22 protein-coding genes and 1 pseudogene are annotated in these 25,883 nt (G+C 57.8%); 8 read left to right on the top strand and 15 right to left on the bottom strand.

What is annotated here, in order from left to right; all coding sequences use genetic code 11:
• Window positions 1-373 precede the first annotated feature (373 nt).
• On the top strand, window positions 374-3,163 hold the full coding sequence (secA, locus tag H6F59_RS23780; protein ID WP_190706624.1) for a preprotein translocase subunit SecA: 2,790 nt from the start codon (window positions 374-376) through the stop codon (window positions 3,161-3,163).
• A gap of 63 nt (window positions 3,164-3,226) precedes the next feature.
• On the opposite strand, the gene H6F59_RS23775 is transcribed toward secA, so the two are convergent.
• From H6F59_RS23775 to H6F59_RS23760, 4 genes are all read right to left on the bottom strand, one after another.
• Complete coding sequence (locus H6F59_RS23775) at window positions 3,227-3,757, bottom strand: hypothetical protein (RefSeq protein WP_190706620.1); 531 nt, start codon at window positions 3,755-3,757, stop codon at window positions 3,227-3,229.
• A gap of 133 nt (window positions 3,758-3,890) precedes the next feature.
• Window positions 3,891-4,358, bottom strand: a complete 468-nt coding sequence (locus H6F59_RS23770; RefSeq protein WP_190706615.1) for a MarR family winged helix-turn-helix transcriptional regulator — start codon at window positions 4,356-4,358, stop codon at window positions 3,891-3,893.
• A 116-nt stretch (window positions 4,359-4,474) separates the two neighbouring features.
• Complete coding sequence (gene psaC, locus H6F59_RS23765) at window positions 4,475-4,720, bottom strand: photosystem I iron-sulfur center protein PsaC (protein WP_006515950.1); 246 nt, start codon at window positions 4,718-4,720, stop codon at window positions 4,475-4,477.
• Between the two features lie 314 nt (window positions 4,721-5,034).
• Window positions 5,035-5,736, bottom strand: coding sequence for an aspartate/glutamate racemase family protein (locus H6F59_RS23760; RefSeq protein ID WP_190706732.1), 702 nt, complete (start codon window positions 5,734-5,736; stop codon window positions 5,035-5,037).
• Window positions 5,737-5,918: 182 nt separating this feature from the next.
• Between H6F59_RS23760 and H6F59_RS23755 the strand changes: the two genes are divergently transcribed.
• The 4 genes from H6F59_RS23755 to H6F59_RS23740 all read left to right on the top strand — a co-directional run bounded on the left by H6F59_RS23755 (window position 5,919) and on the right by H6F59_RS23740 (window position 10,912).
• Entirely contained in the window at window positions 5,919-6,278 is a 360-nt protein-coding gene (locus H6F59_RS23755; protein WP_190706612.1) for a rhodanese-like domain-containing protein, read from the top strand.
• A 31-nt stretch (window positions 6,279-6,309) separates the two neighbouring features.
• The gene (locus H6F59_RS23750) at window positions 6,310-8,019 is read left to right on the top strand and encodes an NACHT domain-containing NTPase (RefSeq protein ID WP_190706608.1); all 1,710 of its coding nucleotides are present in this window, start codon (window positions 6,310-6,312) and stop codon (window positions 8,017-8,019) included.
• A 281-nt stretch (window positions 8,020-8,300) separates the two neighbouring features.
• Window positions 8,301-10,613, top strand: a complete 2,313-nt coding sequence (locus tag H6F59_RS23745; RefSeq protein WP_190706605.1) for a glycosyltransferase family 2 protein — start codon at window positions 8,301-8,303, stop codon at window positions 10,611-10,613.
• Between the two features lie 77 nt (window positions 10,614-10,690).
• The gene (locus tag H6F59_RS23740) at window positions 10,691-10,912 is read left to right on the top strand and encodes a DUF2283 domain-containing protein (RefSeq protein ID WP_073608782.1); all 222 of its coding nucleotides are present in this window, start codon (window positions 10,691-10,693) and stop codon (window positions 10,910-10,912) included.
• A gap of 178 nt (window positions 10,913-11,090) precedes the next feature.
• On the opposite strand, the gene H6F59_RS23735 is transcribed toward H6F59_RS23740, so the two are convergent.
• Together H6F59_RS23735 and H6F59_RS23730 are read right to left on the bottom strand one after the other, a co-directional pair.
• Entirely contained in the window at window positions 11,091-11,567 is a 477-nt protein-coding gene (locus H6F59_RS23735) for an Hsp20/alpha crystallin family protein (RefSeq protein ID WP_190706601.1), read from the bottom strand.
• 279 nt (window positions 11,568-11,846) lie between these two features.
• On the bottom strand, window positions 11,847-12,971 hold the full coding sequence (locus H6F59_RS23730; RefSeq protein ID WP_190706598.1) for a DUF1517 domain-containing protein: 1,125 nt from the start codon (window positions 12,969-12,971) through the stop codon (window positions 11,847-11,849).
• Between the two features lie 406 nt (window positions 12,972-13,377).
• Between H6F59_RS23730 and H6F59_RS23725 the strand changes: the two genes are divergently transcribed.
• Window positions 13,378-14,577 carry a YbaY family lipoprotein gene (locus H6F59_RS23725; protein WP_190706595.1) on the top strand — a complete coding sequence of 400 codons (1,200 nt, stop codon included), beginning with the start codon at window positions 13,378-13,380 and terminating at the stop codon, window positions 14,575-14,577.
• 485 nt (window positions 14,578-15,062) lie between these two features.
• Here H6F59_RS23725 and H6F59_RS23720 read toward each other — a convergent pair whose 3' ends face one another.
• A complete protein-coding gene (locus H6F59_RS23720) occupies window positions 15,063-16,715 on the bottom strand; it encodes a CocE/NonD family hydrolase (protein WP_348251329.1) in 1,653 nt (550 codons plus the stop codon).
• A gap of 130 nt (window positions 16,716-16,845) precedes the next feature.
• Entirely contained in the window at window positions 16,846-17,316 is a 471-nt protein-coding gene (locus H6F59_RS23715) for a cupin domain-containing protein (RefSeq protein WP_199308870.1), read from the bottom strand.
• A 392-nt stretch (window positions 17,317-17,708) separates the two neighbouring features.
• Between H6F59_RS23715 and H6F59_RS23710 the strand changes: the two genes are divergently transcribed.
• Window positions 17,709-18,842: a SpoIIE family protein phosphatase gene (locus H6F59_RS23710; protein WP_190706593.1), complete on the top strand. Its 1,134-nt coding sequence runs from the start codon at window positions 17,709-17,711 to the stop codon at window positions 18,840-18,842.
• Between the two features lie 115 nt (window positions 18,843-18,957).
• On the opposite strand, the gene H6F59_RS23705 is transcribed toward H6F59_RS23710, so the two are convergent.
• Genes H6F59_RS23705 through H6F59_RS23695 form a run of 3 tightly spaced genes read right to left on the bottom strand, consistent with a single transcriptional unit; the run spans window position 18,958 to window position 22,159 of the window.
• Window positions 18,958-19,284, bottom strand: coding sequence for an STAS domain-containing protein (locus H6F59_RS23705; protein ID WP_190706590.1), 327 nt, complete (start codon window positions 19,282-19,284; stop codon window positions 18,958-18,960).
• 60 nt (window positions 19,285-19,344) lie between these two features.
• Window positions 19,345-20,433, bottom strand: a complete 1,089-nt coding sequence (locus H6F59_RS23700) for a glycerate kinase (protein WP_190706587.1) — start codon at window positions 20,431-20,433, stop codon at window positions 19,345-19,347.
• Between the two features lie 10 nt (window positions 20,434-20,443).
• The gene (locus H6F59_RS23695) at window positions 20,444-22,159 is read right to left on the bottom strand and encodes a DUF3352 domain-containing protein (RefSeq protein ID WP_190706584.1); all 1,716 of its coding nucleotides are present in this window, start codon (window positions 22,157-22,159) and stop codon (window positions 20,444-20,446) included.
• Between the two features lie 256 nt (window positions 22,160-22,415).
• Here H6F59_RS23695 and H6F59_RS26875 point away from each other — a divergent pair, with 256 nt between their 5' ends.
• Window positions 22,416-22,550 (top strand): hypothetical protein, encoded by a 135-nt coding sequence (locus H6F59_RS26875; RefSeq protein WP_277882454.1) that lies wholly within the window; start codon window positions 22,416-22,418, stop codon window positions 22,548-22,550.
• Between the two features lie 10 nt (window positions 22,551-22,560).
• On the opposite strand, the gene H6F59_RS23690 is transcribed toward H6F59_RS26875, so the two are convergent.
• The 4 genes and pseudogenes from H6F59_RS23690 to H6F59_RS23675 form a co-directional block, all read right to left on the bottom strand.
• On the bottom strand, window positions 22,561-22,971 hold the full coding sequence (locus H6F59_RS23690) for a hypothetical protein (protein ID WP_190706580.1): 411 nt from the start codon (window positions 22,969-22,971) through the stop codon (window positions 22,561-22,563).
• A gap of 21 nt (window positions 22,972-22,992) precedes the next feature.
• Window positions 22,993-23,654, bottom strand: a pseudogene (arsH, locus tag H6F59_RS23685) (arsenical resistance protein ArsH).
• A gap of 164 nt (window positions 23,655-23,818) precedes the next feature.
• Window positions 23,819-24,451, bottom strand: coding sequence for a pentapeptide repeat-containing protein (locus H6F59_RS23680; protein ID WP_190706726.1), 633 nt, complete (start codon window positions 24,449-24,451; stop codon window positions 23,819-23,821).
• A 23-nt stretch (window positions 24,452-24,474) separates the two neighbouring features.
• A complete protein-coding gene (locus H6F59_RS23675; protein ID WP_190706577.1) occupies window positions 24,475-25,866 on the bottom strand; it encodes a DICT sensory domain-containing protein in 1,392 nt (463 codons plus the stop codon).
• Window positions 25,867-25,883 lie beyond the last annotated feature (17 nt).

Below are 25,883 nucleotides of genomic sequence, written 5' to 3'. Positions count from 1 at the left end.
AGACGGGGCGTCGGAGGGAGGAGATGGAGGGTTTGCGATCGCCCAAAGCTGATTTTGCATACAGACCCGAATGCTCGCCTCGACTGTCCAGAATTACAGCTGCCGCTATAGCCCCAAGCCAACGAAACTGTGCTGCTTCCGGAGTGTTCTGTTTTCCTGTCCTCTTTGAGAGGATGTTTGCGTCAGCCATTGCTTTACAGCCGGTCCAAACGGGCGCCTCCTCAAGCCAAGTGATAGGATAGAAAAGCACTTTCGCCCCGTCTTTCGACCCTGCCGCCGTTGCTCCTGGCCCAGGTGTGGACATTTCTCCTTGCAGAGTAGTCTCCATATGCGATTGACTAAGTGCAGCACCCTTCGCTGATCTGGCTAATTCATGCTAAAGAACCTCCTCGGTGACCCCAACGCGCGCAAGCTTAAGAAGTATCGTCCCGACGTGGTCGAGATCAACCTGCTGGAGGAAGAGATTCAGCAGCTCTCCGACGAAGCCCTAACGGCCAAAACCGCAGAGTTCAAACAGCGGATCGAAAAGGGCGAATCCTTAGACGACCTGTTGCCCGAAGCTTTTGCTGTTGTGCGCGAAGCCTCAAAACGGGTGCTGGGCATGCGCCACTTTGACGTGCAGCTGATTGGCGGCATGGTGCTCCACGATGGCCAGATTGCCGAGATGAAAACTGGGGAAGGCAAAACCCTAGTGGCAACCTTGCCTTCGTACCTCAATGCCCTGTCGGGTAAGGGGGCTCACGTAGTCACAGTGAACGACTACCTAGCCCGCCGCGACGCCGAGTGGATGGGGCAAATTCATCGCTTTTTGGGCCTCACCGTAGGGCTAATTCAGCAGGGCATGTCGCCCGCCGAGCGCAAGCTCAACTACGGCTGCGACATCACCTATGGCACCAACAGCGAGTTTGGCTTTGACTACCTGCGCGACAACATGGCCACCGCCATGGAAGACGTGGTGCAGCGCCCCTTTAACTACTGCGTCATCGACGAAGTTGACTCCATTCTGGTGGATGAGGCCCGCACGCCGCTGATTATTTCGGGCCAAGTCGATCGCCCCGGCGAGAAGTACAACCGCGCCGCCGAAATTAGCCGCGAGCTCCACGCCGAAGAGCACTACGAAGTCGACGAAAAAGCCCACAACGTGCTGCTCACCGACGAAGGCTTCATCAAGGCTGAAGAGCTGCTGGGCGTGCAGGATCTGTTTGACCCCAAAGATCCTTGGGCCCACTATATCTTCAACGCCATCAAGGCCAAGGAACTGTTTGCTAAGGACGTCAAGTACATCGTCCGCAACGACGAAGTCATTATTGTGGACGAGTTTACCGGGCGAGTCATGCCCGGTCGTCGCTGGAGCGATGGCCTGCACCAGGCGATTGAAGCTAAAGAGCATGTAGAAATTCAGCCTGAAACCCAGACACTGGCCAGCATTACCTACCAGAACTTCTTTCTGCTCTATCCCAAGCTGTCGGGCATGACCGGCACCGCCAAGACCGAAGAAGCCGAGTTTGAGCGCATCTATAAGCTTGAAGTCACAATCATCCCTACCAACCGCATCGCTGCTCGCCGCGACCTCTCCGATGTGGTCTACAAAAACGAAGAGGCCAAGTGGAAGGCCGTGGCCGAAGAGTGCGCCGAGATGCACGAGGCGGGACGCCCAGTACTGGTGGGCACCACCAGCGTAGAAAAATCGGAGGTGCTGTCGGCGCTGCTCAACGAGCGCGGCGTGCCCCACAACCTGCTTAACGCCAAACCCGAGAACGTGGAGCGCGAGTCGGAGATTGTTGCCCAGGCTGGGCGCAGCGGCGCGGTCACCATTGCCACCAACATGGCCGGGCGCGGCACCGACATTATCCTCGGCGGTAACGCCGACTATATGGCCCGACTCAAGGTGCGCGAGTACCTGATGCCCCGCATCGTCAAGCCTGAGGACGAAGATGAGTTTTCGGTGACGGCGGTGCCGGGCACCAAAGGCCGCGCCCCTGCCCAGGGCTTTGCCCCCGGCAAAAAGGTCAAAACCTGGAAGGCCTCGCCCGATATCTTCCCTATTGAGCTGTCGGCGGATACTATCAATGAGCTGAAGGCAACCGTCGACTTTGCCGTCACCACCTACGGCGATCGCAGCCTGACCGAGCTACAGGCCGAAGACAAGCTAGCCGTCGCCGCCGAAAAAGCCCCCACCGATGACCCCGTCATTCAAAAGCTGCGCGATGTGTACAACCGCATTCGCCACGAGTATGAAGCCCTAACCAGCGCCGAGCACGAGCTAGTGATTCAGCGAGGCGGCCTGCACGTGATTGGCACCGAGCGCCACGAGTCGCGTCGCATTGACAACCAACTGCGAGGCCGGGCGGGCCGCCAGGGCGACCCTGGCTCCACCAAATTTTTCTTGAGCCTGCAAGACAACCTGCTGCGGATCTTTGGCGGCGATCGCGTCGCCGGTCTGATGAACGCTTTCCGGGTCGAAGAGGATATGCCAATTGAGTCGGGCATGCTGACGCGATCGCTCGAAGGCGCCCAAAAGAAAGTCGAAACCTACTACTACGACATTCGTAAGCAGGTGTTTGAGTACGACGAGGTAATGAACAACCAGCGCCGCGCCATCTACGCCGAGCGCCGCCGCGTACTCGAAGGCAACGAACTCAAAGAAATGGTGATTGGCTACGCCGAGCAAACCATGGATGACATCGTCAACGCCTACATCAACCCCGAGCTGCCCCCCGAAGAGTGGAAGCTGCCAGAAATGGTGGGCAAAGTGAAGGAGTTTGTCTACCTGCTCGCCGACCTCACCCCCGAGCAGCTTGAAGACCTCTCTGTGGGCGAAATCCGCACCTTCCTCCACGAGCAGGCCCGCATTGCCTACGACATCAAGGAGGCCCAGGTTGACCAGGTTAAGCCGGGGCTGATGCGCGAGGCCGAGCGCTTCTTTATCCTTCAGCAGATCGACAGCCTCTGGCGCGACCACCTGCAGCAGATGGATGCCCTGCGGGAAACCGTGGGCCTGCGTGGCTATGGCCAAAAAGACCCGCTGATTGAGTACAAGAGCGAGGGCTACGAGGTCTTCCTCGACATGATGACGGGCATTCGCCGCAACGTGGTCTACACCCTCTTCCAGTTCCAGCCCCAGCCCCAGCCCCAGGTGAAGGCATCGCAGCAGGTGGGGTAGGTTGGAGGCGCGATCGCCCTACACCACCCTTGCTTTGCTGATAGCAACCGCATTGGGCTAGATTTAGCCCAATGCGTTCTTTTGGGGCGGCATGCCTGGAGCGCGTCGGCCCCAAGGCTTAAGCACCGAGATGCCAACAATAATCAGCAGGCAGATGGCCTGCACCAGCGTGCCGACCAAAACACCTTTGGCCTTAAAGGCATAAGTGGGATTGGTCATAGCTTGTAACCCTTCCACAGAGGCAATTTGCTCAGCACCGTTGCCCCAGGGAAACAGCCAGAAGGTGCCGAATACCACTAGCCCAGTTGTCAAAATCCACTTGGTGATTACCCAGTAAAACTTGGTGAAGCCGTAGTTGGTACCCCAGCAAAGCGCTGTGGCAGTGAGCACTGAGCCAATGGCGGCAGGAATAACTATATAGTCATCAAGCAGATTAATGGCAGAGTTGAGTGCATAAAGCGCATCCCCTTTGTCAGAGGCGGTATTCCGTAGCGAGAGCAAAAACATACTCAGTACTGCGCCTGTCCAGAGAGCTGCAAAGGCGATGTGAGCCGAAACCAGCCAGCTTTTTTGTTTGAGACTGAGTTTTGCCATAGCTTTCTCCCAAATACTCTAAATTTGACCAAAAGCTCTTGACTGACTCAAAAAGTGTCAGCCAATTTACTTAATATACTAATAGTCAATATATTAAGTAATTTTGATAGGGTCAACAGGCCGGCGTTATTGCTTAGGTGAGGTTATGAATAATTTGCTCCAGCAACTGCGTAACGGCAGCCTGATCGGCCTCCGAGACCCCGGCTGTGGCGCGCTGAATAGTCTCTGCGCCAATAGCGGGCAGTATATCCATCAGCTTCCTGCCCTCGTCAGTGAGCCAGATGCGAATGATGCGGCGATCGCTAGGGTCGCGCTCGCGATACACCAGGTGCCGATCTTCCATGCGATCGACAACCCCAGTGAGGGTAGCCCCAAGCTGCTTGAGTTTGTCGGCAATGCCCGAGGTTGACAGGCCGTCTTCTTCCCACAGGCAGCACAATACCAGGTAGTGAAAGGGGGTGAGGCCGTAGGGTTCTAGCCGCTCTAAAAAATCGCGATACATGAGCTGGGATACCAGCTTGACCTTGTACCCCAGGTTGTAGGGAGCTAGGGCGAAGCGCCACTGGTCGAGGAAATCGGCATGGGGGGAGGAACTGAACATGTAGGCGAAGCTGCGATCGCTCTAGCTTAAACTGCAAATTCGCAAAAAACCCCTGGGGGAGTTAATCCCAGGGGCTGGAGCTTAATGACGATAACTATGGCTAAATAGCAGGGTGCCTAGTAGGCCAGACCCATGCTGCGGGTGGTTTCAGCACCCAGATAAACTCGAATGCTCAGAAAGTCGGTGGGGCAGGCGGTTTCACAACGCTTGCAGCCCACGCAGTCTTCGGTGCGGGGAGAGGAGGCAATTTGCCCGGCCTTGCAGCCATCCCAGGGCACCATTTCTAGAACGTCAGTGGGGCAGGCGCGCACGCACTGAGTGCAGCCAATACAGGTATCGTAAATTTTGACAGAATGGGACATTGAAACAAAACTCCAATGTGGGTCACGACTGGGTTTGACAGCTTTAAGGAGGCCCTCAAAGGTTGGTCAAAACGGTCTATGCAGTAAGGGTTTCCTAATCTTTGACCAGTCTATAGCGAGAGATTTCAGCTCTTATCGCCACCCCCCGCAAACCTTAACGGATCGTAATATGGGCAAGGGTTGTGGCTCACAGATGATGGGCTGTCAGGATCCCTAGTGCTGTAGCCTAAACTCTAGAGTTGTGGCTAGCGCTTGGTATAGTCATTGCCAAAATGACTAGAGTCCAAGCACAAGGGCAGTGCTTTAAACTGCGGTCAGGTTTCGACTGTTCCCAAAGCAAGCGCCACAGCCGCTTCAGCGTGGATGCGGGTAGTGGGAAAGAGGGGCACCCTCGCTGTGGCATCACCGACCAGCAGCTCTAGCTCCGTACACCCCAGTATCACGCCTTCGGCCCCGGCGTGGACCAGTTGCTCACAGAGCGCCAAAACAGCCTCACGCGAGGTAGGCGTGAACTGTCCTTGGCACAGCTCGTCGTAAATGATCTGGTGAACGGCCTCGCGCCCGGTGGCATCGGGCACCAGTACCTCTAACTGGTGGCTAGAGAGGCGATCGCGATAAAAGCCTTGCTCCATGGTGAACCGGGTGCCAAGCAGGCCAATGCGTTGCAGGCCCTGGGCTTTGACACAGGTGGCGGTCACGTCGGCAATGTGCAGCAAGGGAATGGAGATGCGGGCCTCGATCGCATCGGCCACCCGATGCATGGTGTTGGTGCAGATCAGCACCATACTGGCTCCAGCCATTTGCAGCTTTTGGGCGGCCTCCACCAAAATGTCTGAAATCTCTGCCCAGTCACCTTGGTGCTGAAGGGTGGCTAGATCGGCGAAATCGACCGAGAACATAATGATCTTGGCGGAGTGTAGCCCCCCGCATTGCGCCTGCGTAGCTCGGTTGAGAAGGCGGTAGTACTCTAGAGTTGACTCCCAGCTCATGCCGCCGATCAGGCCAATGGTTTTCATCGGAGGGGTTGGCATGGAGTTACCGAGGAGAGGTTGTGCCCAGGGTTATATCATCTTTCTGGTACCTTCTTAGGCACCTTTCCGGAGCGATCAGTTAAGGTTGCGTAAACCTGCAAAAGCCTGGCAGAGTTAAACGGATAGCCTCAGCCCGTCGTTCTACCGTTGCCCTCTAGAGTTGGCCTATGACCGTTTCTCCCAACCCTGCCCCCTACGCATCCCTCAGCGTTGAGGCCCTGGCCCAGCGTCTAGCCGAGGCCGACGATGCAGTGCAGCTAATCGACGTCCGCGAACCCAGCGAACTTGAACTGGCCAGCCTGCCCGGTTTTGCTAACCTGCCCCTGAGCGAGTTTGCCGAGTGGTCAGAGACTATTCACAGCCGCTTTGAGCGCGATCGCGACACCATCGTGCTCTGCCACCACGGCATTCGCTCGGCCCAGATGTGCGGCTGGCTGGCCCAGCAGGGCTTTACCCAGCTCAAGAATGTAACCGGCGGCATCGACGCCTATTCCCTGCTGGTCGATCGCACCGTGCCCCGCTACTAGCCTGCTATTTGGGTTCTTTCCTCTTGCCCCCATGGTGACGACTTTTCTGCGATCGCTGCTCCCTGGACCGCCGACGGTGGCCAGCCTCAAGACCCTGGCCCAGGCAGCCGATCGCCAGATCGCAGCCCGGCGGGCAGGGTTGCCGCTGGTCACGCCGCGCCGCGATATTTCTATGAACTATCGGGTGTGGGGGCTGAAGTTTGGCAGCCAAGACAACGAGGTGCTGACCTCGGTAGGGGCGATCGCCGACCGGTTTCAGCGCGACGGCATCGACGGTCGCCTGCTGATTTTGGGCGAGGAGGGGGTCGGCAAAACCCACACCCTGCTGGCGGTAGGCGAACTACTGGCGAAGCGCAGCGGGCCGGTGCCGGTGCTGGTGGATGTCTCAGCCTGGACTGGAGAAACCATGCGCGATTGGCTGATGGTTAGCCTATGGCGCGATTACCGGGTAGCAAAATCCGACGCCAGCTACTGGATTGACAATGCCCAGCTCACGCTGCTAATCGATGGGTTTGACCACCTGCCCACCGCCCAAAAGCGCAAATGCGCCGCTGCGGTTGAAACCCTGCTGCGCAGCAACCCTAACCAAACCGCCCTGCTCTGCTGCCGTCGCCAGGTGCTGGAGTCGTCAGGGCTCACTTTTGACCAGTTCAACGGCGGCATCAACATCATTCCTCTAGCGGCCCAGCAGGTCAAAGACTACGTGGTGGCCCAGAACCGGCCCGAGCTGTGGCCGGTGATCAAGGGCAGCAAGCTGCTTCAGCAGTTGGCCAGGCTGCCCCTGGTGCTAAACCTGCTGGTGGCGATGCCCAATCTGGCGGTGCCTCCCCTGCGCAGTCGGGCCGACCTAATCAAGCGGTATCTGGATGAGGAATTGGCTAAGGCAAAGGGCAATTCAGCTCAGCACCGAGCCACTTTGGGATGGCTGGCCGAGCAGCTCAGCCAGCGCCCTCGTACCTTTTATTTGGATGACCTAGATCGGAGCTGGCTGCCCGAGCCACGCCAGTTGCTCTACCGGCTGCTAGTGGGGCTAGCGATCGCCCTGATCATGGGACTGGTGGGCGGCAACCTACTGCTGGGAGTGGCCCTGGGGCTGATGGCCTCGCAGATCGATCTGGAGAGTTTTCCCTATGTGCGGCTGGGGGTGGCGATCGCTCCCATGGGTCGCATAATTTCCCTAGCGCTCACCTGCGGCGGGCTAGCCCTGGTGCTGGGTCTCGGGTTGGGCAGCGTGGCCGCCCTAGTGCTCAGCCCCTTTGGCCTTGGGGTAGTCGGGTTTGGCGGAGCCGGGGCCGTAGGTGCCGTGCTGGGCTGGAGCTTAGGTTTGGTCGGGCTGCTCCAGGGCGGGGTGCCTGGGGCGGCTCAAATTCGACAAACTCCCAATCAAGATGTGACACTGGCCTTGCGGAATACGGTGGTGCTGGTGGCAGTACTGGGCGCGATTTTGGGGCTACTGCTGGTACTACCTGCGGCCGTGAGCGCCCAGCCGCCGCTGATGCTGTTGCCCCTCAGCCGCATAAGGCTGATCGTGGGGTGTTTAGTGATTCTCGCCCTGTGGTTGTCCTTTAGCTTGCAGCACGGCCTGGTGCGGCTACTGTTGGGCGGTAAGCAAGGCCTGCCCCAAGCGGCACGCCCCTGGCTTGAGACCATGGTGACGGCCGGGCTGCTGCGGCGCGTCGGCGGTGGCTACAGCTTTGGCCACGAAGAATTGCGTCAGGCGATGGTCGAAGACCAGCTCTAGAGGCCAACGCACCAGAAAAACTTGGGCGCGGTCGCTCCTTCTGTTGGGTAGGCGTCATCTGAATAACGCGCTAACGCGTACAGTAGGCAGGGTTGTGGCCCGGCTACTACGAGCTTTGTCTTCGATAGCGGTAGGTTAGGCCCGGTTTCTGGATGTCTGCTACTGCGTGCTTGCTCTACTCAGGCCACTCTCAGATAGGTCGGCCAAAATTTACTGGATAGTGCTCGGTTAGCTGGCCTGAGGCTGCACCCGCCGCTTCTGCTCTTTACCGTCTTTCAGCCATGCCGTCTCTATCGAGATCTGTTTCCAAACCGCTCGACAAGGCTAAATCGCGTCCGCCGGTACGCTGGGCGACCTTGATCATGGCCGCGATCGTGGGGCTATCGGCAGCCATTGTGCTGGCTTGGTTTGCGGGTGAGACGAGAATTACCAAAATTTTTGCCCAATTCCAAGTGTTGCAGAGTCAGCCTCCAATGTGGCTTGAAGTGCCCATGGTGGCTGTCCAATATTTGGTGGCCCCCACAGTGGTGCTGCTACTGCTGGCCTTTGCCATCACCCGCATTTCACCCCGGCCTCGGCCCTGGTCGCGGTGCGTTGTGATTAGCATTTTGCTAGTTTTGGTGGCCCGCTATCTCGCCTGGCGCTGCCTCTCTACCCTCAATCTTGCCTCACCTCTAGAGGGCACCTTTAGCCTGCTGCTGCTTGGGGTGGAGCTGTTTGGCCTCACCAACAGCATTATTCAACTCCTGCTGCTGCTGCGGGTGCGCGATCGCCGCTCCCAGGCCGATGCGCTAGAGCACGAGGTCATCCAGGGGCATTACCAGCCCTGGGTAGATGTGTTTATCCCTACCTACGATGAACCGGCTTTTATCTTGCGCCGCACCGTCATCGGGTGTCAGGCGATGGATTACTCGCGCAAAACCGTATATCTACTCGACGACACCCGCCGACCTAAAATCAAAGCCTTAGCAGCAGAATTGGGCTGCCAGTACCTGACGCGCTCCCACAACCACCACGCCAAGGCGGGCAATCTCAACCATGCCCTCGAACTCACCCAGGGAGAACTGATCGCCTCCTTCGATGCCGATTTTGTCCCAACGCGCAATTTTCTCTGCCGCACCGTGGGCTTCTTTCAAAACCCAAAAGTGGGGCTGGTGCAGACTCCCCAGAGTTTCTATAACCCCGACCCCATCGCCCGCAACCTAGGTTTAGAAGGGGTGTTGACCCCAGACGAAGAGGTCTTTTACCGCCAGATTCAGCCGATGCGAGATGGGTCGGGTAGCGTGGTCTGTGCCGGCACCTCATTTGTGGTGCGCCGCAGCGCCTTAGAAGACAGCGGTGGATTTGTCACCGAATCGCTCAGCGAAGACTACTTCACCGCTATTCGCATAGCGGCCCGGGGCAACGAGGTCATTTATTTAGACGAACAGCTCAGCGCGGGCTTAGCAGCAGAGAACATTTCAGCCCACGTCACCCAGCGGCTGCGGTGGGCCAGAGGTACCCTCCAGGCGTTCTTTATCGACTCCAACCCCCTAACTATTCGAGGGCTGTCCCCGCTGCAGCGCTTAGGGCATCTCGAAGGGCTTATGAATCAGTTGGGTAGCATTCCCCGCCTGGTACTGTTGTTGATGCCCCTGGCCTACTCGTTTCTCAATGTGGTGCCCATTCAGGCCAACACGCGCGAAGTGCTGTATTTCTTTTTGCCTTACTACCTGGTGCAGCTCACCGTATTTGCCTGGCTTAACCACTACTCCCGCTCGGCGCTCATCTCTGATATATATTCGGTAGTGCTGGTGTTTCCCCTGGCGGTGACGGTAGTACAAGCCCTGGTCAGACCGTTTTCGAAGGGCTTTGACGTCACCCCCAAGGGCACATCGAACCAAACATTTCAGTTTAATTGGCGGCTGAGCCTGCCCCTGATCGTTTTGTTTGTGCTTACCGCTATCAGCCTGTGGCGCAACTTGGGCCTATGTCTGGCGGCCGGATGGGGCAGTGACAGCTACGATCTCCAGGCTAAGGGGCTGGCCCTGAGCTGGATGTGGAGCGCCTACAACCTGGCGATGATTGCGATCGCTCTGCTAATTTTGCTGGATGTCCCTCGCCCCAACCCCCATGTGTGGCTGGATCTGCGCCGAGTGGTGAAGCTGTCGCCCCGGCTGTTCCAGGCGGCGTCGGGCGATGACCTCGACCCCAGGCCCGGTAGCCCTGCCCCCAAAAACTGGTGGGGCATGACTACGCAGATGTCAGAGGCTGGGGTTGAGGTCGCCCTCACCCAGCAGGTTTCCCCAGAGCATCCCCTCAGCGTAGGGATGGCGGTAGATCTAGAAATCGCCGAGGAGGCGATCGCCCTAGAGGGCATTGTCACCGCCATATACTACAAGGACGAGTTGCCCCATCTGCGAGTGCAGTTTGGCCCCATGGCTCCTGCCACCTACCGAGCACTGGTCACCACGCTATTTTGCCGCCCTGGCCAGTGGAAGCGGTGGAACAGCCCCGGGGAGCTGCGATCGCTCGGGCTGCTGCTACGGGTGCTGTTTTGGCCAAGATGGGCGAATGGCCGCAGTTCCAGAGCAATGCCGGTGGCCAAAGGGTAAACCATCCGCCCAGAAACACTCTATGATGGCGGCTATCACACTACCCACCGCGCCTTTGTCGCCCTGCGCCCCAGCCTATGCAGATCACCTACGACCCCGATCGCGACATCCTGCAAATCGCCTTTAACCAGCGCGAAGTCGGCGAAACCGCCCGCATTTCGCCCAACCTCATTCTCGATTACGACGACGACGGCATGGTTGTGGGACTTGAGCTGCGCGAGGCCTCTCGCCGGGTTGATAGCCCCCTCTCGGTCACGTTTACCGTAGGCGACGCCGATCTCGAAAAGCCACAGCCGTAGAGGCCCAGCAGAATTGCCTAGGCTAGCTCCAAGGGGAACTGAATTTAGGGTAGTTGCAAATTCAGTGGCACGATGCTGCAATCAGCTCAGCAAAAAAAAGGGGAGGCATTGCCTCCCCAGTCATCATGACTTACTCTCAATCGTCAATCGTTAGCGCAGAGACATCTCATGCTCTGAGTTAGGCTTCACCCGCTTCAATGGCAGGGTTTTCGTTGCCACCTAGGCTGATTTTGACCACCTTATTGCGAGCTTCAACCACCTTGGGCAGGGTCAGAGTCAGCACGCCATGGGTAAAGTCAGCCACAACTTTGTCATTCTGCACAGCATCGGGCAGATTGACCATGCGCTGGAAGCTGCCGTAGCGGGTGTCGTCGTAGAGCACCTGGGTGCCTTCTTCGGCGGGGGCTTCGGGGGCTTTGCGAACGCCAGCAATGGTTACACTATCAGCAGCTACCTGCACATCGAGGTCGGCAGCGGTAACGCCTACCAAGTGAGCCGTCAACACGAACTCATGGCCGTGGTCAACTAAGCGAATGGCAGGAGCCCAATCGGTCTTAGTCAACGCTTCATTGGTGAGGTCGCCGAAGGCCTCGTTGATCTGACGACGAATGGCGTTGATTTCGGTGATGGGGTCTAAGTAGCGACGAATAATCATAGGTTCTAAACCTCCTGGTACTTGCCTTTGCAAACGTCTAAGGTGAGTCAGGTCAAGCATTTGCGCTTTCACTCTCTACAGCTACTATGGTGCGCCAGAGCCGCTTCTACCTCCAGTCGTAGGAACCCTACTGTGATGGCGAACTTCCCTCCCGTACCGGTTGTGGGGTTAACCGTAAGGCAGTTTTCAGCTCGAAAACCGGCTCGACGAGCATCGAAACGTTCTTGCCACCGATACTCCCAAATTCAGAGCCGCTCTTAGCTGCAAGTGATGGGCAGTCTAAAGCGTGACCAGGTCGGGATAGTTGGCGAGCAGTTCATCGCCGCTCAGGCTATCGGTGGGGTCCTGGGGTGTCCACAGCAACTCGTAGACCAGCAAATAGGCAGGAGAAATAGAGCCTAAGCGCTGCAATACCGCTTTTAGGTCAGTAACAGAATTAACGGTGCCGAACAGGGGGCGATCGTCTGCTGTACCCAACAGCAGCGTCACCACAATGTGCGAGGCCACATCTCCGCTGGGACCACCGGGCATGGTGCGTCGCTGCACCTCGCCGCCAACATTTACCAAAGTTTCGACAGTGAACTTGCTGCGCTCTTGAATCGACAGCCGCTCAAACAGTTCTGATGCCCGCTCTCGCCTAGACACCGTCTGCGACTCAGCCCGCACATGGGTCCAGTAGTCGGGGTGACGCAGCAGCGCCAGCACTGTTTCGCGCAGTTGAGATGCGAGCCCCGCCGGGGTGGTGAGGTCAGCGTTGACAGCAATGCGATCGAGGTCGCGCTGAAGATCTCTTGCCCCCGCTAGCAGCACTATCTGTAGGCGCGTCACGGTGACAATGTCGTTGAGCAGCTCGCTCTGGCTACCCGTCGCCGCTGAACCGTCAAACCTACGACTGCCGCCCTGCAAATAATTAAACGCGATGGGCAGCACAATAAACCCCACCACTACAATCACAATCAAAAATCCACCGCCGCCACCGCCACCGCCCGTGCCCACATACACCGGAGCCGGAGCGTAGGTGGGGTAAGGCACAATCACCGGCCCCGGAGCCGAGCGATAGCCGTAGCCACCACCGTAGCCACCGCCGTAGCCTCCACCATACCCACCACCGTAACTGCCGCCATAGCCACCGCCGCCATAGCTAGGCAAACTGCGTGGAGCCGAGGGTGCGGGCGCAGAGGGGCGACTAAAGGAGCCACCCCGGCTCATGCCGCCGCTGACAGCCTGTTCTCTAATCGTCCCTGACGGCACAAAGCCCTGGCTAAGCCGCTCTTCGATCGCCCCTAGGGAAAGGTGATGGTTTTTAACCACCGGCACTACCCCTAGATAGACCACCATCGCAATCATGACGGTAGTGGCAGCAATCATCCACCAAAGCCGCTTAAAGCTAGAGCTCACCTGCATCACGGGTTCTCCAATAGTTCATTCAATGTAGAGTTTGTAGATCGCTAGAACCTCTCCTTGAGTATCCAAGAAACTTCATAGCTTGGGGGTTAATAATCCTAAACTCATCGTCCGTAGCACCCTTGAGAGGGCACTAGTGGCAAAACCACATTTGGAATGAGTGAAGTGGGTCAGGGGTTATCAGTGCAGGTCTAGCCCTTGGCGCATCCACCGCTCGGGTTGGCGTGGTCATTAGCTAGCGAGGGCCTAGGCAGGTTGCGTTGCCAAAACCATAACTCCACACCGCTTCCTTATAGTTCATTGATAGATTGCCTAAGGACTCAGGGGAGATACAGTCAGCGTTTTAAGCCACGCCTAAGCAGAAGACTGTAGTTCTCCCTGCTGAATTTTAGGTGTGAGATTAATCATGAACAAGCGAGTGTTTTCTACTCTTTTAGGCGCTGGCTTAGTAGCCGCTTCCCTAGGCGGTGGAGTGATGGCAGGGGGCCAAGCCCTGGCCCAGCCACAGCCCGAATGGCACAACTGCATGACCCGTGAGGTGTTTACGCCTGAGAAGCAGGCTTGGTGCAATCGCTGGGACACCCTAATCAACGGCACCTACACTGTGCCCCTCGGCTTTGGCCCCGAGCCTACTTTTGAAACCGTCACCCTGGAAAATGGCGGGTACAACCGCTCCGGCGAACTGGTGGTCAGCATGGCCAAAGAACCCAACTGGCTGGCCTTTGGCGATATCAACGGCGACGGCAAAACTGATGCCGCCGTATTTTTTGGCGTTAACCAGGGGGGCGGCACCAACTTAGCCACCTACGTAGCAGCCGTGATGGATGTGGATGGCGAAGCTCAGGCATTGCGCCCCGTCGCTGTGGGGGAACGAATTATGCTCAACGGCCCTACCACCATTGAAAATCAGCGCATTAATGTGTCGCAGCTGACCCAAACTGAGGTGAACAACCGCAGCTTCGTGGTCGATGGCGACAGCCTCAGCGAGCTAGCTCAGCTGCCGGGGCCGGTGGGTTCCAGCGTGCCCGATGGCACCATCGTGTTTTCGCAGACGCCAACCCACGCGGTGAGGGTGTTTACTCAGCAAGGGCAGCCTCGCATCAACCTGTTTAACAAGACCACTGGGCGGCAAGAGCTAAATGCGGCCCCGGCGACCGCTAACGCTTCCGCAGCAGGCACCATCTTCACCCACAACGGCACTTCCGCCGTAGAGGTGACGAGCGCCGCTAACGGTGCCCAAACCATTGAGGTTAACAACGCCGTGCAAACCAACTCCACCAGCGTGACTGGCACCGTCGGCTACCTGCCCCGCATTGCCATGCCCCCCAACGCTGTTTTGGAGGTCAGCTTGGTGGATGTCAGCCGAGCCGATGCGCCTGCAGTGGTGTTGGCCTCTCAGAGTGTGGTATTCGGCGATCGCCAGGTACCGCTCCCCTTTGAGCTGGTCTACAGCCCCGACCAGATTGACCCACGCTTGAGCTATGCGGTGCAGGCCCGCATTGTTGTCGATGGGGATCTACGATTTACCACCACCAGCCGCTCTGCGGTAATTACTCAAGGTAACCCTACTAATGTAGAAGTTCAGGTTGAACAAATTTCGCGGTAAGCCTAGGGCAGCGGGTGGTTCTATCGGTTATAGAACTAATCGTGAGAACCACCCGCAACCAATGCTGTTTACTTACCCTGACTTTCCAAGGCAAGCAGCGTGAAGATTCCACCTAAGCTGCGCCACAACCCCTGCAAGCCACTTTTAGGCAGGTTGAGAGCATTGGCTTCGGTATTAGACGGCAAGCCTTTAAGAAGGCTCTCCGAAAAAATACTGAGTACATTTGCTCATTAGCTTAAGTTATCGAATCAACACACAATCAGCAGAGATTGTGTTAAAGAAAATCTGTACTTGTTGTTACAATGAGAGACGGAGGAGATGAGAGCCCTCCAGCGGAAAAATTATCTGACCTTCGGCGCTGCATAAAACGCTGAGTTTTTGATGGTTTCTTCCAGATTGAGAGAACAACGTAGATATTTAGTATCACCCACGTCGGCTTCCCTAGGGAGCCGATTTTTTTTATTCTTTACGATCGCGATCGCCCTTCACTCTGCCTCTAGAGGTAACTTTACGCAGGAGGGGTAAACCGCCCCGTGGGCAAGGGTTACGGTGATGATCCGATAGTCTATCTGCGCACAGTCTCCAGGTCTCGCCCCAGTACCGCTATTAATTGCGTAGGCGGGAAAACAAGAGGCCGCCACGCTCAGCCGCAGGCGTTGACCGGGGACTAGGGTAGCAGCCGTGGGCTGTAGGGGCAGCGTCACCCTCTGAGGGCTGAGGTTTGCCACATCGGGATTGTCAACCCGGCACTGCCCTTGGGTGAGGTTGATCACCCGACCATCGCTATGCACCTCCGAGAGCACCACGTTGAGGTCAAAGCTGGAGGCATCGGCTCGGCAAAAAAGGGTAGCGATCGCCGTTCCCACCAGCCTTAGCTCTTCAGTCAAGGGAGCAGTCGTGTAAGTCAGTACGTCAGCGCGGCTGTCGATCAACCCTCGGTCAAAGGGGCCAGCAGGCAACCCGCAGTGGCCACCCAGGGAGGGCACCGGTCGCCAAGGGTCATGCACAATCACATCCTCAGATGGAGATGCCGGTTGTGTCGGGAGTTGAAACAGGTGTGGGCTAAGCACGCCGTCATCCTCGCGCATCCCTGCCAGACCGCTACTGCCGAGGTAGAAAGGTTGGCCGGGGTTAGTCGGCCAGCGATCGCGCCCCTGCCACTGGTTCACCCCCATCACAAACAGCTGGACGGGAGATCGATCGTCTGTGTCCGAGGGAGCACCCCGCAGAAACCGATCGAACCAGCGAATTTGTAAACGATCGATCGGGCTGTCGGCCTCCAGGCCAAAATCCACCGCTCCCACTCGGCGGCTCCAGGGCAAATGTCCCCAGGGACCAATCCACAGTTCTTGGGCAGCGCTGCTCTGGGAGACCATTTGCTTATACAGGCGCAGGTTACCTCGCAAGTATGGGTCGTACCAGCCACCGATGTGCAGCATGGGCAGATTTACTTCGGCTAAGTCTGGCTTGAGCGCCTGCCAGTAGTCTTCGGGCTGAGGGCGATCGAGCCACTGGTGAAAAAAAGAGTCGGGAGCATGGGTCTTCAGCACCTCAGGTCGGGCAGGCACGGCATCGCCCAGGGGCAAGGTGTGGGCAGCCTGGCGAAGCGCCTGATAGGCAATAGAATCCTCTTTCAAGCGAGCGGTTTCGGCAGCGAGCTGGAGCGCCCAGCCCAGGCCAATTTGCAGGGGCAAAGCTCCGTTTTCGTAGGCCCAGTCGGTGTAGAGGTCATAGCCCACCATCGCTGGGGCGATCGCCCTCAACGCGGGCGGCTGCTTCGCCGCCGCATACAGCTGAGTCATCCCCTGATAGGAAAACCCGTACATGCCCACCGCCCCATTGCTCTGGGGGAGGTTCGCCGCCCACTGCACCGTGGTATAGCCGTCGTCAGCTTCGTGGCAAAACAGGTCAAATTCCCCACCGGAGGTACCCCGTCCCCGCACATCTTGAATCACCACAATGTAGCCATGGCTGGCGTACCAGGTGGGATGGGCATAGACGACGGTGGATGCGATCGCTCGACCGTAGGGCTGCCGCATTAGCAGCACCGGGAATGGCCCCTCGCCAATGGGATAGTACACATCGGCATCGAGGCGAATCGCTGCCCCCTCTATCTCCCCGTTTGAGATGGGCAGCACCAGGGTAAGGGTTTGCGGGGGAGCAACAGCGTAGAGGCCGGGAGTGAGCAAGGGTTTACAGAACGGTGGGATGCTGGCCCTAGATGGGAATGGTGGGCGATGCCCACCCTACAAGACAGAAAGAGCGACTTTAGGGCTTGGGGGAATCGTGACGGCCTAAAACAGCCAAATCTTCATTGTCTAGCTCAACGGGGGTGCCGCTGCGAATCAGCTCAGCAAAGTCTTCATTGGGCACCATGATGCACAGGGTATAGAGTCGGGTGGAGCCAGTATTTTCGACCACATGCACCCCGCTGGGGGGCACCAGAATGCTGTCTCCCGCCTGAATCGCAACGGTTTTGCCGTCGCAGGTGGCGCGGCCTTCGCCCTTGAGCACAAAGAACATTTCAACGGCAACCTGGTGGCGGTTGGGGGGCGTTTTGCCGCCAACGTCAAAAATTTCGACGCAGTAGGTCAGCGACATATTGGCAATGGTGGGATCAAACACCAGGGCCAAGCGGTTACTATCGCCGGGGCTAATGCGAAAAGCCTGGTAATCCTTCGGCGACTTGTACACCGGAACGACGCAGCTAGTAGGCAACGAGCAGGTCAAGGGATCCATAACCATAGTATCCATAACCGGTTGGCCTAACGGAACGGCATGACTATGCTAAACAGACTCCCGCGCAGATCACAGTAGCTCATCGTACCTTTCACAAAAAGTTGCCTAGTCAGGGATGACTGCCGAAACTAAAACTACAGATTTAAGCGGGCAGGAATGGTTCCAAGAGTTGGCCATTCACCTTTGTAGCTTTTGGACTCTAAAGAGATTGCGTAGGATCTTTATGAAGTCCCTGGCTGAGACAGTTTAGGGTTACGCTAAACCTCAGTATCCCCATCTAGCTGTGGTGCTAGGCCAGTGGGGAAATCTAGAAACGCCTGGTTGCTCTACTACCGCTATCAACGCTACTCGTTCTCCAGGTCTACGGTTACTCCCTTGGTCTCAAACGCAGCATGATCGACATCCTCATCATTGAGCACGATGCCGCCACAGAGCAGTTTTTGGTCAGCGCTCTCAAGCAGCAGGGTTACAGCGTAACCACGGCCCGCAGCGGGGCAGAGGGCCTCACCCTGGCCGAAAAGCTGCTGCCGGGGGTGATCATCTGCGACTGGAATATTCCGGGCACCATCGATGGGTTGGCCATTTGCCAGGCGCTTAAACATCATCCAGTGCTCTCGATTACGTCACTGCTGCTGCTGACGGCCCGCTACAGCACCGCCGACCGGGTCAAGGGGCTAGAGATGGGGGCTGACGACCTGCTCTCAAAACCAGTAGATATCAACGAGCTCAATGCGCGGGTGCGAGCAGGGCTGCGCATCTACCAGCTCACCCAGGACTTGCGCCAGCAAAAGCAGCGGATGGAAGCTGAAATGGCGGAAGCGGAGGGCTATGTGCGATCGCTCCTGCCCAATGACCAAGTCGGCAGAGTGCCCATCCAATCGCGGTTTTTGCCCTCTCAGCAGCTCGGCGGCGACTGCTACGACTACTACTGGCTCGACCCCGACTATCTGGTGATCTATTTGCTCGATGTCTCGGGCCACGGGCTGGGGTCAGCGCTGCTCTCCACCTCGGTGCTAAACGTGCTGCGCGCTCAGTCGCTGCCCGATGTCAGCTTCTACCGCCCCGAAAAAGTGCTGCGAGCGCTCAACGAAACCTTTCAGATGAGCGATCAGAACCAAAAATATTTCACTATCTGGTACGGTGTGCTCAACTGCGCCAACCGCCAGCTGCTCTACGCCAGCGCTGGCCACCCCCCGGCGGTGCTGGTATCAATCGATGCCGACCAAAATGTGACTACCACCCGCCTGCGCACCCCCGGCATGCCCGTGGGCATGCTGCCCGAGGCCAAGTACCAGTGGCAGCGCTGCCAGCTGCCCCCCAACAGCAGCCTTTATTTATTCAGCGACGGCCTCTACGAGGTGCTGCAGGACAATCAGCAGTATCTCGGTCTAGACAATTTTGTAGATTTGCTAGCCGTGGCCAAGCGCGAGCGCAGTATCGACCACATTCTCGACACCGTAATTAAGCGTCAGGCGGGGGATGTCGCCAGTGATGATATGTCTTTGATGATGGTCAATTTAGACTAGTCCTCGGCAGCCTCAAGAAAGCGCTTTTCCCGAGGGCGTCAGGTTTTAGGTGCAGGTTTAGGGCCAGTTTTTATACTTGAAACCTCAAACCTTGCACCCCTTTGAGTATCTAGACCTAGGACACTTTGAGCTTGGTATTTTCAAAAGCCTGACGGTCTTCATAAATTTCAAATACTCGGTCCATGCTGGTAAGTTCGAACAGCATACGGACCTGGTCATTCATAGAGCAAATGCAGAAGCTGCGGTTGAGCGCTCGCGCCTTTTTGAGCAGTACAACCAGCGTGCCCAGTCCCGAGCTATCGATAAAGGTAATCTCTTTTAAGTCAACTAAAATAACTTCGACTCCCTCCTCGAGTAGTGCCTCCACAGACTCGCGAAATTCTTCAGCTTTAGTGCTATCTAAAATACCGGTAGGCTCAATAACTTGAACGTTAGAATTCATAATAAAAAATCATTATCCAAAATTAACAACTGTTTGGTAGACAGCAATTTAGCCCATTAGCTAAATAATAGCCAATGCTGGAGAGTATATGGCCCTAGGGGTGCGATCGCGGTCGATTTCTACCACTAGGTTAACGTGTTCACCATCGCGCTTGAGGGCTGCAATAAATAGCTCCGGGTGCAGGGCACACCAAAAATACTCCACAAACGCATCAATAGTGGCATCGCTCATGCCGGTTTTGCCTTGGGCCTTCATCTGGTGCTCGGCGTCTTTGCGCCACTGTTTGCTCAGGCGGTAGTCGGCTGGGCACAGCACCATCAAGCGATCGAGACAGTCCCACAGGGGCAGGTAGGTGGCCAATTCAGCGTTCATGTCGCGGGCAAACTGGCGATCGGCTTCAGTGACAATGGGTTCTGGGGCTTGGTCAAACTGCGCCGGCTCGATGGGGCGTGCCCCCAAAAACCAGCCCTCAAACAGCAAAATGTCTATATCCTGTACCCACTCCGGGTCGGTGCGATCGCCTTCGCCACCGTGCAGCGATTTGTCGAACCGGGGCAGGGCCACGGCCTCCCCCGGCCCCGCCGCCCGAATCTGGGTAAGGGTCGCCATGCCCAGGTCGATGTCGTGGGTGCCCGGTGGCCCGCGCCACCGCAGCCGAGGGTCAACCTGAATTAGCGCCTGGCGATCGCGGTAGGTCTTGTAAATATCGTCAATGGAGAGACCCACTGCCCGGTAGCCCATCACCTGTAGAATGTGCTGCAGAATCAAGGTCAGGGTGGTTTTTCCTGTTCCCTGGCCGCCGAGCACTCCCTGAATTAGTGGGCCAGCCTGGGCATCGCGGGCCCGTTTGAGGGTGAGGGCCAGGGGTAGCCACAGCCGCCAGTACAATCCTAGGTAGCGCTCCATTGGCGCGGGGGGCAGGGGCAATGTGTCGTGATGGGCCTGCAGGGTTTGCAACCAGCTCAGGCGCTCCTCTAGCTGAGCCGCGCCATTCTCGGGAGTAATGCCCCATGCAGCGGCCTGGCTGGGGTCAGCTAGTTCCCACGCCAGCAGCTGTTGACGCTGGGCATCGTCTAAGGCACTGCCCGTCAGGTAGGCGGCCAGCAGGGGCGCGATCGCGAAATCCGTTGAGTTTATCGGGTCTGCCATCACTGCATCGTCACGATTGGTTGCTGAGCTGCACCAGAATACTGCCGGTCTGCATCACATCACTGCGATCGCCACTGACTAGCGTAATCTGTCGTAGATGCTTGAGGGCAGGCTGGGCCGCAGTGCTCCACAGCCGCCACCGGGGCAGCTGGCCGGCTAAGCCAGCCTGAATCTGCGGCCAGTCGATGTGAACATAGCCAGTGCTGGGGCCCGGCACCTGGGTCACCTGCGACCACCAGGCTGGGCGCTGTCGAGGCACCGCAGCGGGGTGAATGACAGCATCCAGCATGGCGGGGGAAGCGGCCAGCGCCTCGTACTGATCGATCTGGGCGTGCAGCCCCGCTACCTCGGCCACCACCTGCAAAGGCTGTGACCCTCGCTTGGGCAGGGCAAGGCGAGTCCAGGCGATTGCCGGCGTGCCTCGCAGATCCAGCGATCCCACCCCTAGCCCCTGCCCTTGGGCCAAAGCCGTCATACCAGCGAGTGCCGAGGCCAATGGCTCGCTCTGGGGCGCCACCACCAACCAATCGGGCGAGCCGGTTGCAGCTGTTCCCAATCCCACACCGTAGGCCTGGTCTACTCCCGTCTCTAGAATATTCGTCGCGCCCTGGCCCAGGGCACTGTCAATCAGCTTGGCCAACGGAAAACTTTCCTCGCCCGTGGGAGAGGCCAAGGCCAGCAGGGGATTGATTCGCTGCCCCAGGGTTGCTAGGTCAGAGCCGATCGCAGTTACTGCCAAGTTCTCTGGCAGGTAGGGCACAATATCCCAATCGGTTGCCGTAACCCGCTGAGGATGGAGACGATGCCCCTGGGCGGCCAACAGGGCTGTGTGGCCCACTAACCCCTCGCGGGAAAGCCGCCACGACATCAGTGCCCAGCCCACTTGGTCATCAGCGGTTCCTATCTCACCCAGATCAACCAATGTCTCAGCAAAATTTCTATCGGGGTTGAGCCACTGGCTGACCGCTGGCAGGTTCAGCGCCAGCAGCCCCACCCGCTGATTGGGCAGCTCCCCCAGGGCGGCTTTATAGCGGCGATCGCTCTGAAGATTAAGGTCGGTAGACTGGGCGGCGGTGAGTGCCTGGCGCAACACATCGGGGTGGTTGGCGGCCAGTACGTAGCGGTCGGCGACCAGGGCTGTGGCCAGCGAGGCCGTTTCTGCCTGGGCCGATCGCGGTGTGCTCCGCCGGGCGTAGATCAGCCGATTGCCTGAAAAATCCTCAAAGGTAAGAGCGTCACCAGCGATCGCACGGTTCTGCCAGTACAGCTCTAGTGCCGCCTGGGCCGCCGCACTGTCGTTGCAGGCCAGGGCAACCAGATAGCCAGGAGTGGTGCCATTGGTGGGGTCTTGGTCGAGATCGGGGGTTACCATGGCGGCGGTCACCTCTTCCCCTAGCCACGGCTGGATATCGCGGCTGTAGCTGAGACCGGTATTGGCCAATAGCGCTTGCTCGATCAGCTCCTGGTCGTGGCGGGTCTCCTGGCGCAGGCGGGGGGTAGCCAGGTATTCCCACAGGCTGGCGAGGCGATCGGGGCGCACTAACACCGAGGCAACGATGGGCGACTGCTTAGGCACAAACTGAAGCGCTAGCGGCTGAGCCTGCCCACCGCGCTCAATCAGGTATAGAGGAGTGTTGAGCGTCAAACGCCCCAGCAGGCCCAAACCCAATACCAAAACCAGCCCAGCGGCAAGGGCAAGGGGTCGAATAAACGAGCGAAACTTCATTGACCTCACGCCTGCAACCCAAAAACACCCGCAGCGCGACTACTCACGCCAACTAATTCTCCTTAGTGTATGGCCCTTCGAGCCCCGTAATGCCTCGGATGCCAATGGGCTGTTTAGAAATTAAACAATGTAAATTTTCGGGTTCTCAAGAGTTAAGCAAAATTTGACGCTAAGGAGTGGGGGCGAGACCGCTAGAGACTGGTGCAGGAAAGTCAATTGCGGTCTCCTTAGATAGAGCAAAGCAGTCTCAAATGCTATGGTTGCCTTAAAATTGGCCCGATCGCCGGGCACGGCCAACGGCATCGAGGTTCTGGATAGCGTCGTGGCTTGCTTCACCATTTTGACGAATTTGCTGACGCGATCGCCCTCACCGCCGGAGCCTTACCCATAACCCACGCATTCTATTCCCAATCCACCAGCTGAATGCGATCGATGTAGTCGAGGTTAGCTAGCTCGATCAGAATGTCTTGGTAGTTGGTTTGGTAGGTGTTGCCAATGGTCAGCACCTCACCCTCGCCGCAGCCAATACGTCCTCGGCTTTGCGGGAAGAACTGCGCTGAAGGGTCGATGGCGCCCACCGCTTGGGTGTAGGCACCGCCCGCAGGAATGCAAAACTCGTAGTCAAGCGATCGCTTGCCGTCGGCTGGGCCAAAGAGTCCATTTTCATCTAAACTGCTCAGGTCAAAGGCAATTTTATTGATTGCGCTGCTGTGGTCTGCGGAGGGCGCGGGCTGGCAGGCGAAGGCCAGGGCAAGAACCGCTGCCCCTAATGATAGGGCGACGCTGGAGCGCAGGCGGAGAAATAGGGACATGGCCAACTCCGGTTAAGGTGCTCAGGCTTGACTAGGGGCGGTGCCGATGGATTGACTAACAATGGCTTGGGCCTGCTTTTCAGTCTCAGCTTTACGCTCGCTGTAGCGATCGGTGAGATAGTCTACTTGGTCGCGCAGCAGCAGGGTGAATTTGTAAAGTTCTTCCATCACGTCGATAACGCGATCGCGGTAGGCCGAGTCTTTCATCGTGCCATCGTCGTTAAATTCCTGATACGCCTTCGCCACCGACGACTGGTTGGGAATCGTAAACATCCGCATCCATCGGCCTAGCACGCGCAGCGTGTTCACCGCGTTGAAAGATTGCGAACCACCGCTCACCTGCATCACCGCCAGGGTTTTGCCCTGGGTGGGTCGCACCGCCCCCAGGCTCAGAGGAATCCAGTCGATCTGGTGCTTCATCAGGCCGCTGATGTTGCCGTGCAGCTCGGGGCTAGACCACACTTGCCCCTCCGACCACAACACCAAATCCCGCAGTTCCTGCACCTTGAGGTGATCGTCAGGCACACTACGTGAATGGGCAGATCGTGGGGATGGAAGAAGCGGACCTCAGCCCCGAAGCCCTCGATGATTCTTGCGGCTTCCTCGGCTAGCAGCCGACTGTAGGAGCGATCGCGCAACGAACCGTAGAGAAATAGAATCCTCGGTTTGTGGTCAAAGCCCATAGGTTCTCATCCCAGCAAATAAATCCCAAATTGGTTCGCCATACTCACCCATGGCATCAGACTCCTACCGCTGCACCTGCTGCGGCCCCAAAGGGAACATCCTAAAGATCCCACCACCCAAGGAAGAAGTAGGCAGCGTTGTCATGCCTCGAACCGTTGGATATCTACTTATCCAGGTGAGTGCCGATGAGACAAGCTCCGGTCAGGCTAACACCGTTAAGCTGGGTGCTAGAGAGATCAGCGCAGAGCAGATTGGCACCGCCAAGGGAGGCTCCCGACAGATTGGCCTGACGCAGATCGGCCTCTTCTAAATTCGCATTGTCGAGCCGCGCCCCCTGCAAGTCAGTCTGGGAGAGGTCGGCCCCCTTCAAGTTGGTATCGCTGAGGTTTGCTCCCCGCAGGTCAGCCCCCCGCAGGTCAACCCCTTGCAGGTTTACCCCCATAAGGTTGCAGCCACTTAAGAAGGCTCCAGCCAGGCTGACTCCACCCAGGCGCGCCCCCATCAGGTTAGCGCCTCGCAGATTTGCGCCTCGCAGGTCGGCTCCAGTCATGTCGCACTGCATCAGGTTCGCACCCCATAGATTTGCCCGCAGGTCTGCTCCTATCAGGTTGGCTCCCATAAGGTTAGCCCCTTCTAAATGAGCTTTGACCAGGGAGGTGCGGCTTAAGTTGGCACCCACAAGGGTGGCCCCAGCCAGGTAGATACCCGCCAGGTCAGCACCAGAGAGGTCCTCATCTTCCAGATCAGCCCCGGCCAGGTGACGGAGCTTGCCCAATCGCAGGGCGGCAATATCAATGGAGTCGGTGGGCACAGAAGTCACTATCGAGGGAGCAGTTCAGAGGAGGAGGGAAAGACGGAGGCCTGGTCAGCCACATCGGGATTCAGCAACCCCGACCCCAGGGTAATTTTAGTCGGTATTGTGGGCAGGCTCATACCCTGCTGGAGGCCCATCACCATTAGCCCTAAAATCTCTACAAGTTTGGGATCCCATCGCTGACCAGCTTCGGCCTGGCAGGTGGTGAGCACGTCACTCAGCAGAGACATGTCGGTCTCGGCGGGGTCTTGGCCGTGGCGAGCCTGAGCCGCTCGCCGCTGAAATTCTGCTACCAGCGCCAGCATGCGCGACTCTAGGGGCACCGCATCACCGACAAGGCCAGCCGGGTAGCCACTGCCGTCCCAGCATTCGCCCTGGTGGGCAATGATGGCGGCCACCGCCCGCATACGGGGCATCAGTCGCAAAGCCTGCACCTCAGGAATCAGCGGGCAGCTGGGCCCATCGTCGGCCAGGGCCGCTAGGTCAGGGGCTGGGGCAATGCGGTGCAGCATTCCCGCTAGGCGCAGCCGCTGGAGCTGCCAAGCGGGCAGGTCGAGCAGCTGCCCCATCATTTCTAGAAGCGCCACCACTTCGCTGGCAGCCATAGGGTTAATGGGATCACTGAGATCCACCAGCTGAGCCATGCGCAAAAACGCCTGGAGCTCATTTGAGAGCAGGTTTTGGTCAAGGTCGTCAACTACGTTAAAAGCGAGGTTGCCCTGGAGGTCGTTGCGGCTATTTTGCAGGTAGTGCACTACCTGGGTCACGGTATGGCTAACAACCGCAGGCTCGTCGTGGCGGAGGGCGGGGTTTTGCTGCTTGAGGGTGGCCAGGTGGTCAGCTAGCTGCGCCTGAAGAGCTGGGTTATAGCGACCAATGTGAGCGATCGCCAGCTCCACCGTTTCGCTCACCAGGGCCGAGTCAAAGGTCCAAAACCCGTAAAACTTGCGCTCTAGATCGTGCTCGGGTATCCCAGTCTTACCGTAGTCCGCTTCCGACAGCTCCTGGCACAGCACCATGGCAGTGTAGTCGGGAGAAAAAATTATCAAGTGCCATTCTTCAGCGACCGGATCGTCGTCAGCCAAGTCGACAAGGGCTACGTTCTCACGCTGACTGGTGGGATGGTCGTGAAAGCCAGCCTCGGGCGAGGCCATAATCACAATTTGCTGGGCAGCGTCTGCGATCGCGCTATAGCGATCGGCCTCTTCTAAATACCACTTCCCCCGCTGAAAAGCCGTAACCACCAAGGGGGCCGAGCCAGAGGTCAAAATGCAGTCTTCAAGGGCGTGACAAAGAGCGACCAGGGTGTTTTTGTAGTACACGCCATAGTTGAGTGGGGTCGTCTCTGGATCAGTACGACCATCCACCAACAGCTTCAATATTGACCCCTCCAGCATCGCAATCCCCTATAGTT

Source organism: Nodosilinea sp. FACHB-141 (genome assembly GCF_014696135.1).
Lineage (GTDB): Bacteria > Cyanobacteriota > Cyanobacteriia > Phormidesmidales > Phormidesmidaceae > Nodosilinea.
Note: the sequence above shows the minus strand (reverse complement) of the source record. Positions and strands in the feature narration are given on the sequence as shown.

Bases quoted from the DNA above. Each gene is read 5' to 3' on its own strand.
- H6F59_RS23755 (WP_190706612.1), top strand. From the start codon at position 5,919: ATGACCGTTTCTCCCAACCCTGCCCCCTACGCATCCCTCAGCGTTGAG.
- H6F59_RS23735 (WP_190706601.1), bottom strand. From the start codon at position 11,567: ATGATTATTCGTCGCTACTTAGACCCCATCACCGAAATCAACGCCATT.
- secA (WP_190706624.1), top strand. From the start codon at position 374: ATGCTAAAGAACCTCCTCGGTGACCCCAACGCGCGCAAGCTTAAGAAG.
- H6F59_RS23770 (WP_190706615.1), bottom strand. From the start codon at position 4,358: ATGTTCAGTTCCTCCCCCCATGCCGATTTCCTCGACCAGTGGCGCTTC.
- H6F59_RS23675 (WP_190706577.1), bottom strand. From the start codon at position 25,866: ATGCTGGAGGGGTCAATATTGAAGCTGTTGGTGGATGGTCGTACTGAT.
- H6F59_RS23710 (WP_190706593.1), top strand. From the start codon at position 17,709: ATGATCGACATCCTCATCATTGAGCACGATGCCGCCACAGAGCAGTTT.
- H6F59_RS23740 (WP_073608782.1), top strand. From the start codon at position 10,691: ATGCAGATCACCTACGACCCCGATCGCGACATCCTGCAAATCGCCTTT.
- H6F59_RS23690 (WP_190706580.1), bottom strand. From the start codon at position 22,971: ATGTCCCTATTTCTCCGCCTGCGCTCCAGCGTCGCCCTATCATTAGGG.
- H6F59_RS23700 (WP_190706587.1), bottom strand. From the start codon at position 20,433: ATGGCAGACCCGATAAACTCAACGGATTTCGCGATCGCGCCCCTGCTG.
- H6F59_RS23745 (WP_190706605.1), top strand. From the start codon at position 8,301: ATGCCGTCTCTATCGAGATCTGTTTCCAAACCGCTCGACAAGGCTAAA.
- H6F59_RS23715 (WP_199308870.1), bottom strand. From the start codon at position 17,316: ATGGATCCCTTGACCTGCTCGTTGCCTACTAGCTGCGTCGTTCCGGTG.
- psaC (WP_006515950.1), bottom strand. From the start codon at position 4,720: ATGTCCCATTCTGTCAAAATTTACGATACCTGTATTGGCTGCACTCAG.
- H6F59_RS23750 (WP_190706608.1), top strand. From the start codon at position 6,310: ATGGTGACGACTTTTCTGCGATCGCTGCTCCCTGGACCGCCGACGGTG.
- H6F59_RS23695 (WP_190706584.1), bottom strand. From the start codon at position 22,159: ATGAAGTTTCGCTCGTTTATTCGACCCCTTGCCCTTGCCGCTGGGCTG.
- H6F59_RS23730 (WP_190706598.1), bottom strand. From the start codon at position 12,971: ATGCAGGTGAGCTCTAGCTTTAAGCGGCTTTGGTGGATGATTGCTGCC.
- H6F59_RS23760 (WP_190706732.1), bottom strand. From the start codon at position 5,736: ATGAAAACCATTGGCCTGATCGGCGGCATGAGCTGGGAGTCAACTCTA.
- H6F59_RS23725 (WP_190706595.1), top strand. From the start codon at position 13,378: ATGAACAAGCGAGTGTTTTCTACTCTTTTAGGCGCTGGCTTAGTAGCC.
- H6F59_RS23775 (WP_190706620.1), bottom strand. From the start codon at position 3,757: ATGGCAAAACTCAGTCTCAAACAAAAAAGCTGGCTGGTTTCGGCTCAC.
- H6F59_RS23705 (WP_190706590.1), bottom strand. From the start codon at position 19,284: ATGAATTCTAACGTTCAAGTTATTGAGCCTACCGGTATTTTAGATAGC.
- H6F59_RS26875 (WP_277882454.1), top strand. From the start codon at position 22,416: ATGGTTGCCTTAAAATTGGCCCGATCGCCGGGCACGGCCAACGGCATC.